The sequence below is a fragment of the Micromonospora sp. WMMA1996 genome (genome assembly GCF_002573675.1).
Taxonomy (GTDB): Bacteria; Actinomycetota; Actinomycetes; order Mycobacteriales; family Micromonosporaceae; genus Micromonospora; species Micromonospora sediminicola.
On the sequence record NZ_PDHU01000005.1, the window covers coordinates 169,062 to 183,730 of the forward strand.

Here is a 14,669-nt window from a genome sequence, read left to right on the forward strand (position 1 = left end):
TCAGATCACCTTGCCCGGGTTGAGCAGCCCGGCCGGGTCCAGCGCCGCCTTGATCGCCTGGTGCACCCGGACGCCCACCGGGCCGATCTCCCGGGCCAGCCAGTCCCGCTTCAGCAGCCCGACGCCGTGCTCCCCGGTGCAGGTGCCGCCCAGTTCCAACCCGAGCCGCATGATCTCGTCGAAGGCCCGCCGCCCCCGGTCCAGACTCACCGGGTCGGCCCGGTCGACCACGATGTTGGGGTGCATGTTGCCGTCCCCGGCGTGACCGACCACGCCGATCGGCACGTCGCACGCCTCGGCGATCCGGGCCACCCCGTCCAGCAGTTCGGCCAGCCGGCCGCGCGGCACCGCCACGTCGTCGATGACCAGGCCGCCGTTGCCGCCGGGGAACGTCTCCGCGGCGAACCGTTCCATCGCCGGATGGGCCAGCCGCCGGGCCTGGAGCAGGGCGGCCGCCTCGGTCGCGTCGGTGGCCACCCAGACCTCGTCGGCGCCGGCCCCGGTGCACACCTCGGCGATCCGGGCCAGGTCGTCGGCAGCCCTTGCGCCGGTGTCCACCGCCGCCAGCAGCAGCGCCTCGGCGTCGGTGCGCAGACCCATCGGCCGGTACGCCTCGATCGCCAGCAGGTGGGTCCGGTCCAGCAGCTCCAACAGGCTCGGGGTGAGACCCCGCCGGGCGATCCCGGCCACCGCGCCACCGGCCGCCGCCGTGGTCGGGAAGACCGCGACCAGGGTCAGTGACGCCTCCGGCGCCGGGCGCAACGCCACCGTCACCTCGGTGATCACGCCGAGCGTGCCCTCCGAGCCGACGAAGAGCCGGGTCAGGTCGTACCCCGCGACGCCCTTGGCGGTGCGGCGGCCGGTGCGCAACACCTCGCCGGAGGCCAGCACCACCTCCAGGCCGAGCACGTACTCGGTCGTCACGCCGTACTTCGGGCAGCACATGCCGCCCGCGTTGGTGGCCACGTTGCCGCCGATGGTCGACGACTCCCACGAGCCCGGGTCCGGCGGGTACCAGAGACCCTGCTCCCGGACCGCCCGGGCCAGCGCCGCGTTGACCACGCCCGGTTGCACCACGGCGAACCGGCCGACCGGGTCGATCTCCCGGATCCGGTCCATCGCCGTGGTGCTCAGCACCAGCGCGCCGGGCACCGCGTTCGCCGCGCCGGCCAGCCCGGTCCGCGCCCCCTGCGGCACCACCGGTACGCCGTGCCGACCGGCCGCGCGGACCGCCGCCACCACGCCCTCGGTGTCCCGCGGCCGGACCACCACCAGCGGGGTGCCCGCGGCGCACAGGTCCGCCTCGTCGCGTTGGTGCCCGGCCAGCAGGTCCGGATCGGTCAGCACGGCGGCGTCGCCGAGCGCGGCCCGCAGGTCGTCGAGGAGGGGATGGGCGGCCATGCCGGGAAGGCTACCGGCGTACCGTTGGTCGCCGTGCTCTACCTGGACCCGCCCACGGTGCCCTGGCGCGGCCGGCTGTGGTCGCACCTGATCAGCGACGTCTCCTACGCGGAGCTGCACGCCTTCGCCGAGATGCTCGGCGCGCCCCGGCGCGGCTTCGACCGGGACCACTACGACCTGCCCGCCGAGCGGTTCCGGGTCGCGGTCTGGCTGGGCGCGACGGTGGTCGGATCCCGGGACATCGTCCGCCTGCTGCGCGCCGCCGACCTGCGCCGCCCCAAGCCCCGCGCCTCAGCCGAGGCGCGCGAGTTCCCGGCTCAGGTTGGCCCGGGCGGCGTCCTCCCAGCGGGCGTGCGGCTCGGGTAGGCGGTAGAGCGCCGGCAGGCCGAGCAGGTGCCGCAGCACGGCCGCCCGGCCGGCGCGGAAGTCCGGCTCGGGGACGTGGGCGTACTCCCGGCGGATCGCGGCGGCGTAGCGGTCGTAGCCGTCCGGTGGGGCGGCCAGCACGGCCAGGTCGGCGTCGCAGAGCAGCGCGCCGTCCGGGTCGTCCGGGCCGACCGCGTGGCCGGCGGTGAGCAGCACCAGGCGGCGTACCTCGGTCACCGCCGCGGCCGGCAGTCCGGCGGCGGTGAGCAGCGTGTCGCCCAGCTCGGCGCTGGCCCGCTCGTTGGTGTCGCCGCCCGCCCGCGGGTCGTGGACCACGTCGTGGCACCACGCGGCCAGCCGGACCAGGTCGGGTCGGCGGGCGGAGTCCGCGTACGCGTCCACCACGTCGAGGACCGCCCGCAGGTGGTCCACCGTGTGGTACCGCCGGTGGGGTTCCCGCCAGCCGGCCAGCAGGCGCGCCCCGGCCCGGTCCACGCCCGCCGGGTCGGTGGCGCCGGCCGCGAGGGCGGCGTCCCGCCACCGTGCCGTCAGGTCGTCCATCGGCTGAAGTCTGCCCCATCGCGGGCGGCGCGAGGATTCACCCGGGGTGGGACGGGTAGTACCGGCCATGGCCGTGGCCCGGGACCGACGACAGCCGTTCCTGCGGCGCATGACGTCACGCGAAGCGTTGGGCGACCTCGACGGGCCCCGGATCGCCGCCGCCATGGACGAGCTGCGGGATCGGAGCAAGGCAACCCTGCACGACCGGCTGCACCGGGTCCGTACCGCCTTCGGTCTGGCGCTGCAGGCCGGGCTCGCCGCCGGCCTGGCGTACCTGATCTCGCACCGGCTGCTGAAGAACCCGCAGCCGGTGTTCGCCCCGATCTCCGCGGTGGGCACGCTCGCCGCCTCGGTGGGCCAGCGGTTCCGGCGCACCGTCGAGCTGATCGTCGGGGTCGCGGTCGGCGTCCTCGTCGGCGACGTGCTGATCTACTTCCTCGGCACCGGCGCCTGGCAGCTCGCGCTGGTGGTGACGTCGGCGATTCTGTTGACCATCTTCGCCGGGGCGAGCGTGGCCATCGTGATCCAGGCGGCGGCCACCGCGGTGCTGATCGTGACGCTCAGCCCGTCCACCCAGAATCTGGAGTTCCCCCGCTTCGTCGACGCCTTCCTCGGCGGTGGCATCGCGTTGCTGGTCACCGCCATCCTGCTCCCGCTCAACCCGCTGCGGGTCATCAACCGGGCCGCCCGCCCCGCGCTGGACCTGCTCGCCGGTCAGTTGGACACCTGCGCCGAGGCGCTGCGCAACCAGGACCGGGGCGCCGCCCAGCGGGCGCTGTTCCGGCTGCGGGAGAACAAGGAGGAACTGGCGGCGCTCTCCGAGGCGATCGAGGGCGCCAAGGAGACCATCACCATCTCGCCGGCCCGCTGGCACCGGCGCAGCGAGCTGACCCACTACGCGGAGGCGGCCGAGCCGATCGACCGGGCGATGCGCAACAGCGGCACCCTGATCCGCCGCTCGGTCACCATGATCGAGGACGAGGAGCCGATCCCCGAGCCGATGCCGGACGCGATCGCCCACCTCGCCGAGTCGGTACGCCTGCTGCGGCACGAGTTCGCCGCCGGCGAGGAGCCGGAGCAGGCGCGCGAGCGGTCGCTGCGCGCGGTCAGCGAGGCCGGCCGGGCGTACGCCGAGGGGGTGGGCTTCTCCGGCAGCGTGGTGATCGCGCAGGTGCGGACCACCGCCAGCGACCTGTTGGTGGCCTCCGGAGTCGACCAGGAGGAGGCGAACCGGCTGATCCGGCAGGCGTTCGGCGAGAAGGAGCAGCGCGGCGGCGAGCCCACCGAGCAGAGCCCCGCCCCCAAACCGCCCACCGCACCCCCCGTCGGCTGACCCTCCACCGACCGGCGGGGGTGGTCAGGGGAGGGTGGCGAGGGCGGTGAGGAGGGTGTCCACCTCTTGTGCGGTGGTGCCCAGGCCGAGGCTGGCGCGCAGGGCGGTGGGGGGCAGGTCGGTGCGGCCGGAGCGCGCGGCGGCCTCGGACAGCAGGCGGCGGGTCAGCGGGTGGGCGCAGAACAGGCCGTCCCGCACCCCGATCCGGTGCCGGGTCGCCAGGTGGGCGGCCACCTCGGCGGAGTCCCGCCCGGCGACCACGAAGCTGACGATGCCCACCCGGGGCGCCTCCGGGCCGAACGCGCGCAGCTCCACCACGTCGGGCAGGGCGGCCAGACCGGACCGCAGCCGGGCCAGCAGGGCCTGCTCCCGGGCGTGCAGCGCGCCCCGGTCGGCGGCCGCGAGCGCCTCGCAGACCGCGCCCAGCGCCACCGCGCCGAGCAGGTTCGGGGTGCCCGCCTCGTGGCGCGCCGGGCCGGTCGCCCAGCGCACCTCGTGGGTGGCCGCGCCGACGTGGCTGGTGGCCCCGCCGCCGGCCAGGTACGGCGGTGCGGCGTCCAGCCAGTCCGCCCGCCCGACCAGCACGCCCGCGCCGAACGGGGCGTAGAGCTTGTGACCGGAGAGCGCCAGGTAGTCCACGTCCGACGCGGTCAGGTCGACCGGCGCGTGCGGGGCCAGTTGGGCGGCGTCGACCAGGATGCGGGCGCCGTGCCGGTGGGCCACCCGGGCCAGGTCGGCGACCGGCCAGCACTCGCCGGTCACGTTGCTGGCGCCGGTCACCGCGACCAGCACCGGCAGTCCGGGCCGGGCGTCACGGGCCAGCTCGCCGAGCGCCGCGGCGAGGGACCGGACCGCGCCGGCCGGGCTGTCCGGCACCGGCAGCCGCACCGAGCCGCGCGGCCAGGGGAGCAGGTTCGCGTGATGCTCGCCGCCGAACGTGACCACCGTGGTGCCGGCGGGAAGCGCCCGGGCCAGCAGGTTCACCGCGTCGGTGGTGTTCCGGGTGAAGATCACGTGATCGTCGGGGCGGGCGCCGACGAAGTCCGCCACGCTCTGCCGCGCCCGCTCGTAGGCCAGCGTGCAGCGCCGGGACAGCGCGCCCGCGCCGCGGTGCACGCTCGCGTACCAGGGAAGCAGCTCGGCCACCGCGTCGGCCGCGGCCCGCGCGCACGGCGCGCTGGCGGCGTGGTCCAGGTTGATCTCCCCCGGTACGCCGAGCACGCCGAGCGGGTCGGGCCGGACCGGCGTGGGCAGCACGGGAGCGGGCGGTACGAGGGTGAGGGTCATGCCGGAGCCTCCGGGTCACCGGGGGACCCCGAGGTGTCGGGACGGGGTCCGCGCTTGCCCAGCGCACGGATCGGCGCGGGGCCCGGTCATCACCCGGGGCACCCCACCGCGAACCTCGACGAGGGTTGCCGGCCAGCAAGCCGGGGCTTGACGCTGGCGCTCGTGACCTGTCGGGAGCATAGCCGTCGCGATGCGGCCGGACCAGTGGGGCGCGGGTGACTACGCTGACCGCATGGTCGTCACCCCGCCCGGCGGAGCGCCGCCGCCGCCGTCCGCGCCCGCCGCCCCGCCGCCCGGCGCGCCGACGCCCCGGATGCCGCTGCGCCGGCTCGGTTGGCGACGTTTCCTGGCGCTGGCCGGGGTGGTGCTGCTGATCGCGGCCGGCGCGCTGTTCATGGTCTTCACGCTGGGCGAGAGCCTGGGCGCGGATGCGCTGCTGGTCGGCGTGATCGCGGCGATCCTGCCGGTGCCGGTGCTGGTCTCCTGCTTCCTCTGGCTCGACCGCTACGAGCCCGAGCCGCTGAAATACCTGATCTTCTGTTTCGCCTGGGGCGCCTTCGTCTCCACCGCGATCTCGCTGCTGGTCAACGAGACGGGCGCGCGGCTGTTCGAGGACCGGGGGTTGCCCACCGCGCTGACCGCCGTGCTGGTCGCGCCGTTCATCGAGGAGTTGACCAAGGCGGCCGGCCCGATCCTGCTGCTGATCTTCCGCCGGCGGGAGTTCTCCGGCGTCACCGACGGCCTGGTCTACTGCGGGCTCTCCGCGGTCGGCTTCGCCATGGTCGAGAACATCCTCTACCTGGGCGGTTACGGCTACCGCACCGGCGTGGAGGAGTACGGCCCGGCCACCGGCGCCCAGCAGGTCATCGCGATCTTCATCGTGCGGATCCTGCTGTTCGGCTTCGCCCACCCGCTGTTCACCTCGATGACCGGCGTCGGGCTGGGTGTGGCCGCGCGGACCGCCGACCGCCGGGTCCGGATCCTCGCCCCGCTGGCCGGCCTGCTGCTGGCCATGATGCTGCACGGCACCTGGAACCTGCTGCCCTCGCTGGCCCAGGCCACCGGGCAGCCGGTGATCGCGCTCTACGGCTACCTCGGCGTGATGGTGCCGATCTTCTTCGCCATGGTGGGGCTCGCGGTGTGGCTGCGGGCCTGGGAGGGGCGGCTCACCGAACGCACCCTGCCGGACTACGTGCGGGCGGGTTGGCTGACCCCGCCGGAGGTGGCGGCGCTGGGCAGTCTGGGCCGGCGGCACGCGGCCCGCACCTGGGCCCGCCGGGTGGCCGGCGACGGCGGCGTGAAGGCGATGCGCGGCTACCAGTTCGCCGCGACCCGGTTGGCATTGCTGCGCGACGGGATGCGCCGGGGGCTGGACCGCAAGCCCGCCGAGCGGGACCGGACGGCACGGGAGGAACGGGAGCTGCTGGACGCGATCGCCGCGTACCGGTCGTTCTTCGTCGGCCGCGACCCGCAGGCGCCGGTCGGGGTGTGGGACGGTCAGCGCTACCACCTGCGGTTCCCGGACGGGTCGCAGCGCACGGTCGACGCGCCGGACGAGCCGGTGGTGCCGATCCCGGTGGTGCTGGCCCCGCCACCGCCGCCGGTCGGTCACGGCCCGCACCCGTGGCACCCGGGCGGCTGACCGTCAGGCCACCAGGCCGGTGAGGAAGTCGCCGAGCCCCTGGGCGATGGCCATCAGCGCCACGCCGATCCCCTTGAACAGCTGCGCCGCGCCGTCGGGCCGGAACGCCATGAAGTAGATCAGGAACGCGAGGAATCCCCAGGCGAGGATCTTCTTGATCACTACCGGCATGGTCCCTCCCCAGGGCGCTGAGGTGCCTGGGCTTCCCGCCGGGCCGCGCCGCAAACAGCGCCGGGGGCGGGCTACAGGTAGAGGCCGGTGGACCCGGCGGTGGTGGTCTCCACCCGCTCGGCCGCCACGGCGTGCACGTCCCGCTCGCGCAGCAGCACGTACGCCCGCCCGTGCAGCTCGACCTCGGAGCGGTCGTCGGGGTCGAACAGGACCCGGTCGCCGGAGACGATCGCGCGTACGTTCGGCCCCACGCCGACCGCGGTGGCCCAGGCCAGCCGCTTACCGACCGCCGCGGTCGCCGGGATCACGATGCCGGCGGTGGAGCGGCGTTCCCCCTCGGCGCCCTCGGTACGCACGAGCACGCGGTCGTGCAGCAGGCGGATGGGCAGCCCGGCGTCGAGACTCTGGTCGGCGGTCACGCGAAGACGCTACCGCGTGCCCCGCTGTCGATCCCGCCGTGGTTGGCCCGTGCCGTGGCGGGGCAATGTGTGGCGGAGCCGCCCTAGGGTGGGGCGGTCGGACGTATCCTGTCCCCCCTGTGACGTGGGTGGGCCAACTTTGCCGGAGGTGCGCTTGAGCCGCTTCGAGCGGATGCGCGGACGGCTCCGCCGCGCGTACGAGTCGGGCCGGGAGTCCGTCCGGTCCGGCCGGGAGGAGCCGGACGCGGCACCGCCCGGCGCGGGCGTGGCCTCGCCCGTCTCGCCGGGTCCGGTGGCGGCGCCGTCGGCGACCGTGGTGGGCGCGGAGCCGCCGGCCGCGATGCACAACTCGACCGTCAGCCGCGACGACACCGAGGTGCCGCACGCGCTGCGCATCGCCGCCGCGTGGTGCTGGCGCCTGATCGTGATCGGCATCGTGACCTGGGCGCTGCTCAAGATCGTCGGCACGATCAGCATCGTGATCATCCCGCTGACCGTCGCCCTTCTCCTCTCGGCGCTGCTCGCGCCGGCGGTCGGCTGGCTGCTCAAGGCCCGACTTCCCCGCTCGCTGGCGACCGGCGTGGTGCTGGTCGGCGGCCTGGCCGCGGTGATCGGCACGCTGACGCTGGTGGTCAACGAGTTCATCCAGGGCGTGCCGGAGCTGAGCGAGAAGTCCTCCCAGGGCGTCCGGCAGATCCAGGACTGGTTCAAGACCGGCCCGCTGCACCTGTCCGACAGCCAGCTCAACCGCTACATCGACGAGGCGCAGAGCTGGATCAACGGCAACACGGAGCGGTTCACCAGCGGCGCGCTCAGCACCGCCGCCACGCTGGCCGAGGTGCTCACCGGCACCGTCCTGGTGCTGTTCGCGACATTCTTCTTCCTCCGCGACGGCAACAACATCTGGCGGTTCCTGGTGCGGCTGCTGCCGGTCGCCGCGCGCTGGAAGGTCGACGACGCCGGGCGCGCGTCCTGGGCGACGCTCGGCGCGTACGTCCGGGCCACCGTCCTGGTCGCGTTCATCGACGCCGTCGGCATCGGCATCTTCCTGGTCGTCTTCGACATCCCGTTCGCGTTCCCGCTCGCCGCGCTGGTGTTCCTGGGCGCGTTCATCCCGATCGTCGGCGCCTTCCTGTCCGGCGTGGTCGCCGTGCTGGTGGCGCTGGTCGACAGCGGTCCGGTGACCGCCCTGATCATCCTGGGCGTGGTCATCGGCGTGCAGCAGGTCGAGGGGCACGTGCTCCAGCCGCTGATCATGGGTCGGGCGGTGGCCATCCACCCGCTCGCCGTGATCATCGGCATCGCCGCCGGCGTGGTGCTGGCCGGCATCGCCGGCGCGCTGGTCGCGGTGCCGCTGATCGCCGTGCTCAACACCGCGGTCCGGCGGCTCGCCGCGCGTACCGTGCCGGACACCCCGCCGGACGCCGTGGTGGTCGCCTCCCAGGCGCCCTGACCCGGCCCGACCCGTCGACGCCCGCGTCACCCCACCCGGGGAGGCGCGGGCGTCAGCTCTTGGCGAGCCGTTCCAACGCGCCCCGGGCCACCTCGGGCCGGGTGGTGTACCAGAACGGCGGCAACGACCGGCGCAGGAACGGGCCGTAGCCGCGCGCCGTCTCCAGCCGCGAGTCGAGCACCGCCACCACGCCCCGGTCACCGGTGGCCCGGATCAGCCGGCCGACGCCCTGCGCCAGCCGGACCGCGGCGATCGGCACGCTCACCGCCGCGAACCCGGAGCCGCCGCCCGCGTCCACCGCCGCCGCGCGGGCCGCGGCGAGCGGCTCGTCGGGGCGGGGAAAGGGCAGCCGGTCGATCACCACGAGCTGGCAGGCGTCGCCCGGCACGTCCACCCCCTGCCAGAGCGACATCACCCCGAACAGGCAGCTCTCCCGTTCCTGGCGGAACCGGCGGACCAGCAGCGGCAGCGCCTCCTCGCCCTGGAGCAGCACGGGCAGGTCGGTCCGCGCCCGGACCAGCTCCGCCGCCTGCTGGGCGGCCCGTCGCGACGAGAAGAGCCCGAGGGTACGCCCACCGAGCGCCCCGACCAGCGCCAGCAACTCCTCGCCGGCGGCCGTGGGCAGGCCGGACACGCTGGGGCGGGGCAGGTGCGCGGCGACGTAGAGGATGCCCTGCCGGGCGTAGTCGAACGGCGAGCCCACGTCGAGCGACCGCCAGCCGGGCCCTTCCGTGGCCGGGACCGTGCCGATCGCCGCCCGGCTGCCCTCGGTGCTGGCCACCGGGGCCGGCCCGGCGGTGCGACCCGCGGCGGCCGCGGTGGCCAGCGCGGCGGCGGCCGGCGACGGCGGGGTGGGCGGCGGGGCCTCCAGCCCGAGCGCCCGGGCCACCGTGTCGAAGCGACCGCCCAGGGCGAGCGTGGCCGAGGTGGCGACCACGGTGCGCTCGTCGTAGAGGTGGGTGGCGAGGGTGCCGGCCACCGACAGCGGCGCCACCACCAGCGCCCGGCGGCTGCCGTTCTCCGGCTTCTCCACCCAGGCCACGTCGTGGTCGGCCTCCTCCAGCAGCCGCTGGGCGGTGGTGGACAGCTCGTCCAGCACCGCCTTCGCCTGCTGCTTGCGGACCGGGTCGGGGTCGTCGGCCTTCACGTCGCCGATCGACTCCAGCGCGGCCCGGGTCGCCGCGTCGAGCAGCGTGCACGCCTCCCGCAGCGCGGGCGGCAGGCCGGCGGTGAGCCGACCGGCCGGCGCCTCGGCCAGCCCCACCGTCAGCGCGTCGCCGGCCTCGGTGAGCCGGTCGGCCAGGTCGGGCCGGAGCAGCGGCCGGGCCCGCCGGGTGGAACGGTCGATCAGCTCGGGCACCAGCTCGGCCTGGGCGGCCGAGGAGACGCGGTCGGCCAGTTCGTGCGCCTCGTCCACCACGAGCAGCTTGTGCGGCGGCACGATGTGCCGCCCGGCGAGCATGTCGACCGCGAGCAGGCTGTGGTTGGTCACCACGATGTCGGCCTCCCGGGCGCGGGCCCGGGACGCCTCCGCGAAGCACTCCTGCCCGAACGGGCAGCGGCTGGCCCCGACGCACTCCCGGGCCGGCATGGAGACGCTGCGCCACACCTGGTCGTCGACGCCCGGGTCCAGCTCGTCGCGGTCGCCGGTGGCGGTCTTCTCGGCCCAGTCGCGCAGCCGCTGCACCTGCTTGCCCAGTCGGCCGGCCTCACCCAGCCACTTCGTGCCGCCGGGACGGGGCGCGTCGAAGAGCGCGTCGTCCGGCTCGTCCTCCACCGAGCTGTCCAGCCGGGCCAGGCACAGGTAGTGGTGGCGGCCCTTGAGCACGGCGAAGGTGGGGCGGCGGCCGAGCACCGGCTCGACCGCGTCGGCCAGCCGGGGCAGGTCGTGGTCGACGAGCTGGGACTGCAACGCCAGGGTCGCGGTGGAGACCACCACCGGACCGTCCACGGTCAGGGACGGGGCGAGGTAGGCCAGCGACTTGCCGGTGCCGGTGCCGGCCTGTACCAGCAGGTGCTCGCCGGAGGCGATGCTCCGCTCGATCGCCTCGGCCATCTGCTGCTGGCCCGGCCGGGCCGCGCCGCCCGGCACCGCGCCCACCGCGGCGGCCAGCAGCGCCCCGCCGTCGGCGCGGCCGGCCCGGCGTTTCTTCGGGACAGCGGGGCCGGTGGCGGTGCGGGACGGGCTCACCGTGCGACCGTACCCGCCGGCACCGACGGGGGTCCCGCCGCTCCGGCCGCGTGGCGCGGACCCTGCGTCGCGTCCGGTTACCTCCCGATCGCGAGGCGTGGCCGGAATCGGTTAGGGTGCCAGGCATGCCGAGCGACGTGGTCCGCGTGATCTACCGCAAGTACGACGGCAGCGCGCACCGCGACTACCCGGCCCGCCGGCTCGCCGAGGACGACCTCGGCGTCTGGCTCGGCGTGCCGGCCGGCACCGAGTCCGTCTACCACGGCCGCCCCTCGGTCGAGCAGATCCCGTTCGTCCTGCTGGTGCCCCGGCACGGCTGGTGGACCGGGATGTTCAACCCGCCGCCGCGCACCAGCGAGGTCTACTGCGACATCGCCACCCCGGCCCGCTGGGAGGGTGAGGAGACGGTCCACCTGGTCGACCTCGACCTGGACGTGGTGCGTCGCCGGGAGACCGGCGTCGTCGAGCTGCGCGACGAGGACGAGTTCGCCGAGCACCGGGCCCGGTGGGGTTACCCGGACGACCTGGTCGCCGAGGCCGAGGCGGCGGCCCGCTGGCTGCTGGGCGCGCTCGGCGACGGCAGCGAGCCGTTCGCCACCTCGTACCGCAAGTGGTTGGCCCTGGTGGTCTGAACCGCGTTCACCAGCGCGGCGGCCAGGCGGCGTCCGGCCCGAGCGGCGGCAGGTCGGCCACCTTGTCCGGATTGAGCTGGTTGAACACGCCGGTGACCCGCCCGTCGTGCACGGCGAACGAGGTGACCATCCGGATCGTCCGCCCGTCGCGGTGGAGGAACTCCGACTGCCACCCCAGCGTGCCGTCCACCAGCACCGGCCGGCCGCGCAGGGCGCCCCGCCCCCGGGCCTGGCCGTACAGGCCGAGGAGCAGGCGGCCGACCGCGTCGGTGCCGACCACCGGCCGGCGCCCCGCCGGGAAGTGCCCGCCGGAGTCGCCGATCGACATGACGTCCGGGGCCAGCACCCGGACCAGTTGGTCCAGCTCGCCGGACTCCACCGCGGCGGCGAAGGCGGTGAGCACGCGGCGCTGCTCGGCGAGGTCGGCGCTGTGCCGTGGCGCGTCCGGCCCGTGCACCGCCCGACGCCCCCGGGACGCGAGCTGCCGCGCCGCCTCCGGCGTCACGGCGAGCACGTCGGCCACGTCGCCGAACGGCACCGCGAAGACGTCGTGCAGCACGAACGCCACCCGCTGCTCCGGCGTCAACCGCTCCAGCACCACCAGCAGCGCGGTGCCGAGCTGGTCGGCCCGGACCGCGCGCTCGGCCGGGTCGGGGGCGAACCCGTCCGCCGCAGGGAGGCCGCGCACCACCGGCTCGGGCAGCCACTGACCCGGGTACGCCTCGCGGCGCACGCGGGCGGAGCGGAGCACGTCCAGGCAGATCCGGGAACAGGTGGTGGTCAACCAGCCGCGCACGTCGCGGACGCGGGCCCGTTCGGCCGGGTCGGCGAGCGCGCCCGAGAAGCGCAGCCAGGTCTCCTGCACGGCGTCCTCGGCCTCGCTGCGGCTGCCCAGCATCCGCTGCGCGACCGCCAGGAGGTGCCCCCGTTCCGCCTCGAACTCCCCCGCAAGCTCGTCCACCCACCCATTCTCCCGCTCGCCCACCCGCACCGCCCACCGCCCACCGCCCACCGCCCACCGTCCACCGTCCGCCGCGCCCGCCCGCTGCCTGCCGTCCGCAGCCCGCTCCGTTGCCTGCCGTCCGCCGCTCATCCGCCGCCCGGCTCCGCCGTTCACCCGTCCTCCCTGCCGGCCGCCGCGACCAAGCCGCCTGGCGTTCGGCCGTTCGCGCCCGTCCGGCCCATCCCGGCGGGAGATCTTGGTACGAAACGGCCCCTATAGGCGCCGTTTCGTACCAAGATCTGGACCGATCCCACTTTGTGGAAGATCGACTCCGTTAGGTGAGCGCTGGTTCCGAGATGGGGTGAGGTGCGTGAACGGGGTGGGGCGGGTCCGTGAACGGGCGGGCGGGGGCGGGGACTGCCGACGGGCGGGGCGGGCCTGGGAACGGGTGGAGGAGGTGGGCGGGTGGAGGTTGGGTCGCGAAACGGGCGTACCGGGCACGCCGTACCCATGATCGGGGTTGCGGGGTGAGGATCGGGGGATGAGTGGCGTGGTGGGGCCCGAGGGCGGGTCGATGCGGGAGTTGTTGCGGGTGGGCCCGGGGGCGGTGGACCTGGCGGCGATCGACCCCCGGTCGACGCCGGGGTTGCCGGCGGCGGCCGGGCACGGTTCGGCGCGCAAGGAGTGGGCCCGTGGGCAGGTCGAGCTGGTCGGCGCGGAGCTGGGCCGGCAGCAGGAGATGCTCTACGCCGCCGCCCAGGGCGCGGCCGGGCCGGGGAGCGCCACCAGCGCGCCCAGTCAGGCCGGCGCCCGGCTGGACGGTGACCGGCCGCGCCGGGTGCTGCTGGTGCTCCAGGCCATGGACTGCGGCGGCAAGGACGGCGCCGTCAAGCGGGTGGCCGGCGCGATGAACCCGCTCGGGCTGCACATCCGTTCCTTCGGCCCGCCGACCGAGGAGGAGCGGCGGCACGACTTCCTCTGGCGCGTCCGGCGGGCGCTGCCGCCACCGGGCTACGTGGGCGTGTTCAACCGCTCGCACTACGAGGACGTGCTCATCGCCCGGGTGGAGGAACTGGTCGACGAGGCCACCTGGCGGTCCCGGTACGCGATCATCAACGACTTCGAGCGGGAGCTGGTCGAGCAGTCCGTGACCGTGGTGAAGGTCATGCTGCACATCTCGTACGCGGAGCAGGGCGAGCGGCTGATGGAGCGGCTCACCGACCCGACGAAGTACTGGAAGTACAACCCGAGCGATCTGGACACCCGGGCCCGCTGGGACGATTACCGGGCCGCGTACACCGAGGCGCTGGAGCGTTGCGGGACGGACGCCGCGCCCTGGTTCGTGCTGCCGGCGGACCGCAAGTGGTACCGCGACTGGGCGCTGGCCCACCTGCTGCGGGAGACGTTCGACGGGCTGGATCTGGGGTATCCGCCTGCCGATTTCGACGTCGAACGGGAGCGTGACCGGTTACGCGACCAGGGCGGCAAGTGATCAGGTGAACATCAGGTGAACGAGCGGTGAATCGGGCCTGACCAGGGGTGGGCCGGTCGATGCCGGGTTCGACCGTGTCCCTAGCATGCCCAGAGCAGACGCCTCTCGCAGGCGACGGCCACCCTTCCACCGACACGACGAGGTCCGTGCTGTGAAGTTTTCCTTCCGTCCCACCGAGGGCGCCTTCTACGAGCTCTTCACCAGGGCCGCGCAGAACCTGGTGAAGGGGACCGACCTGCTCAACGAGTTGGGTCTGCCCGGCGCGGACGTGCAGTCGATCAGCGAGCGGCTGACCGAGGTCGAGCACGACAGCGACCAGATCACGCACGACCTCTACAAGAAGATCAACTCCACCTTCATCACGCCCTTCGACCGGGAGGACATCTACCGGCTGGGCTCGCTGCTCGACGACGTGATGGACCACCTGGAGGCGGTCGGCAACCTGCTCTACCTGTACGGCCTGACCAAGCTCCCGTCGCTGCCGCGCGAGCTGCACGAGCTGGTCAACGTGCTCGACCAGCAGGCCAAGCTCACCGCCGAGGCGATGCCCCGACTGAAGTCGATGAAGGACCTCGAGGACTACTGGATCGAGTGCAACCGGCTCGAGAACGACGGCGACCAGGCGTACCGGATGCTGCTGGTCCGGCTCTTCTCCGGTGAGTACGACGCGCTCACGGTGCTGAAGATGAAGGAGGTGGCCGACGAGCTGGAGGCCGCCTGCGACGCCTTCGAGCACGTCGCCAACACCGTCGAGACCATCGCGGTCAAGGAGTCCTGA

General features: G+C 74.7%; 13 protein-coding genes, 2 pseudogenes and 1 riboswitch. Of the genes and pseudogenes, 7 read left to right on the forward strand and 8 right to left on the reverse strand.

The genetic code is table 11. From position 1 onward, the window contains the following. Window positions 1–1,401: an FAD-binding oxidoreductase gene (locus COO58_RS26320; protein ID WP_098747695.1), complete on the reverse strand. Its 1,401-nt coding sequence runs from the start codon at window positions 1,399–1,401 to the stop codon at window positions 1–3. Window positions 1,402–1,434: 33 nt separating this feature from the next. Between COO58_RS26320 and COO58_RS26325 the strand changes: the two genes are divergently transcribed. Continuing rightward, on the forward strand, window positions 1,435–1,767 hold the full coding sequence (locus COO58_RS26325) for a DUF4031 domain-containing protein (protein ID WP_091576892.1): 333 nt from the start codon (window positions 1,435–1,437) through the stop codon (window positions 1,765–1,767). Here the strand turns inward: COO58_RS26325 and COO58_RS26330 are convergent. Further along, on the reverse strand, window positions 1,693–2,328 hold the full coding sequence (locus COO58_RS26330; RefSeq protein WP_098747697.1) for an HD domain-containing protein: 636 nt from the start codon (window positions 2,326–2,328) through the stop codon (window positions 1,693–1,695). The genes COO58_RS26325 and COO58_RS26330 overlap by 75 nt on opposite strands. 109 nt (window positions 2,329–2,437) lie before the next feature. Between COO58_RS26330 and COO58_RS26335 the strand changes: the two genes are divergently transcribed. Beyond that, window positions 2,438–3,661, forward strand: coding sequence for an aromatic acid exporter family protein (locus COO58_RS26335; RefSeq protein ID WP_255292776.1), 1,224 nt, complete (start codon window positions 2,438–2,440; stop codon window positions 3,659–3,661). 24 nt (window positions 3,662–3,685) lie between these two features. On the opposite strand, the gene COO58_RS26340 is transcribed toward COO58_RS26335, so the two are convergent. After that, the gene (locus COO58_RS26340; RefSeq protein ID WP_098747699.1) at window positions 3,686–4,948 is read right to left on the reverse strand and encodes an aminotransferase class V-fold PLP-dependent enzyme; all 1,263 of its coding nucleotides are present in this window, start codon (window positions 4,946–4,948) and stop codon (window positions 3,686–3,688) included. A 45-nt stretch (window positions 4,949–4,993) separates the two neighbouring features. Next, window positions 4,994–5,116: riboswitch (SAM riboswitch) on the reverse strand. A gap of 22 nt (window positions 5,117–5,138) precedes the next feature. Between COO58_RS26340 and COO58_RS26345 the strand changes: the two genes are divergently transcribed. Beyond that, window positions 5,139–6,590, forward strand: a complete 1,452-nt coding sequence (locus COO58_RS26345; protein WP_098747701.1) for a PrsW family intramembrane metalloprotease — start codon at window positions 5,139–5,141, stop codon at window positions 6,588–6,590. A gap of 3 nt (window positions 6,591–6,593) precedes the next feature. Here COO58_RS26345 and COO58_RS30400 read toward each other — a convergent pair whose 3' ends face one another. Both COO58_RS30400 and COO58_RS26350 read right to left on the reverse strand, forming a co-directional pair. Next, a complete protein-coding gene (locus tag COO58_RS30400) occupies window positions 6,594–6,761 on the reverse strand; it encodes a hypothetical protein (protein ID WP_172967907.1) in 168 nt (55 codons plus the stop codon). Between the two features lie 71 nt (window positions 6,762–6,832). Beyond that, the gene (locus tag COO58_RS26350; RefSeq protein WP_098747703.1) at window positions 6,833–7,180 is read right to left on the reverse strand and encodes a co-chaperone GroES; all 348 of its coding nucleotides are present in this window, start codon (window positions 7,178–7,180) and stop codon (window positions 6,833–6,835) included. A gap of 154 nt (window positions 7,181–7,334) precedes the next feature. On the opposite strand from COO58_RS26350, the gene COO58_RS26355 reads away from it, so the two are divergent. After that, complete coding sequence (locus tag COO58_RS26355; RefSeq protein WP_245666125.1) at window positions 7,335–8,633, forward strand: AI-2E family transporter; 1,299 nt, start codon at window positions 7,335–7,337, stop codon at window positions 8,631–8,633. A gap of 52 nt (window positions 8,634–8,685) precedes the next feature. Here COO58_RS26355 and COO58_RS31315 read toward each other — a convergent pair. After that, a pseudogene (locus COO58_RS31315) lies at window positions 8,686–9,372 on the reverse strand (ATP-dependent DNA helicase); the annotation flags it as partial. A gap of 120 nt (window positions 9,373–9,492) precedes the next feature. Then, window positions 9,493–10,824 (reverse strand): annotated as a pseudogene (locus tag COO58_RS31320) (ATP-dependent DNA helicase); the annotation flags it as partial. A 125-nt stretch (window positions 10,825–10,949) separates the two neighbouring features. Here COO58_RS31320 and COO58_RS26365 point away from each other — a divergent pair. Then, window positions 10,950–11,456 (forward strand): DUF402 domain-containing protein, encoded by a 507-nt coding sequence (locus tag COO58_RS26365; RefSeq protein WP_091569133.1) that lies wholly within the window; start codon window positions 10,950–10,952, stop codon window positions 11,454–11,456. 7 nt (window positions 11,457–11,463) lie between these two features. On the opposite strand, the gene sigJ is transcribed toward COO58_RS26365, so the two are convergent. After that, complete coding sequence (gene sigJ / locus COO58_RS26370; RefSeq protein ID WP_091576897.1) at window positions 11,464–12,417, reverse strand: RNA polymerase sigma factor SigJ; 954 nt, start codon at window positions 12,415–12,417, stop codon at window positions 11,464–11,466. Window positions 12,418–12,940: 523 nt separating this feature from the next. Here sigJ and COO58_RS26375 point away from each other — a divergent pair. Together COO58_RS26375 and COO58_RS26380 are read left to right on the forward strand one after the other, a co-directional pair. Next, window positions 12,941–13,891, forward strand: coding sequence for a PPK2 family polyphosphate kinase (locus COO58_RS26375; protein WP_091569136.1), 951 nt, complete (start codon window positions 12,941–12,943; stop codon window positions 13,889–13,891). A 151-nt stretch (window positions 13,892–14,042) separates the two neighbouring features. Next, window positions 14,043–14,669 carry a DUF47 domain-containing protein gene (locus COO58_RS26380; RefSeq protein ID WP_089157475.1) on the forward strand — a complete coding sequence of 209 codons (627 nt, stop codon included), beginning with the start codon at window positions 14,043–14,045 and terminating at the stop codon, window positions 14,667–14,669.

Coding starts and splice junctions, on each gene's coding strand:
- COO58_RS26320 (WP_098747695.1), bottom strand. CDS start 1,401: ATGGCCGCCCATCCCCTCCTCGACGACCTGCGGGCCGCGCTCGGCGAC.
- COO58_RS26330 (WP_098747697.1), bottom strand. CDS start 2,328: ATGGACGACCTGACGGCACGGTGGCGGGACGCCGCCCTCGCGGCCGGC.
- COO58_RS26335 (WP_255292776.1), top strand. CDS start 2,438: ATGACGTCACGCGAAGCGTTGGGCGACCTCGACGGGCCCCGGATCGCC.
- COO58_RS26340 (WP_098747699.1), bottom strand. CDS start 4,948: ATGACCCTCACCCTCGTACCGCCCGCTCCCGTGCTGCCCACGCCGGTC.
- COO58_RS26345 (WP_098747701.1), top strand. CDS start 5,139: ATGCGGCCGGACCAGTGGGGCGCGGGTGACTACGCTGACCGCATGGTC.
- COO58_RS30400 (WP_172967907.1), bottom strand. CDS start 6,761: ATGCCGGTAGTGATCAAGAAGATCCTCGCCTGGGGATTCCTCGCGTTC.
- COO58_RS26365 (WP_091569133.1), top strand. CDS start 10,950: ATGCCGAGCGACGTGGTCCGCGTGATCTACCGCAAGTACGACGGCAGC.
- COO58_RS26375 (WP_091569136.1), top strand. CDS start 12,941: ATGAGTGGCGTGGTGGGGCCCGAGGGCGGGTCGATGCGGGAGTTGTTG.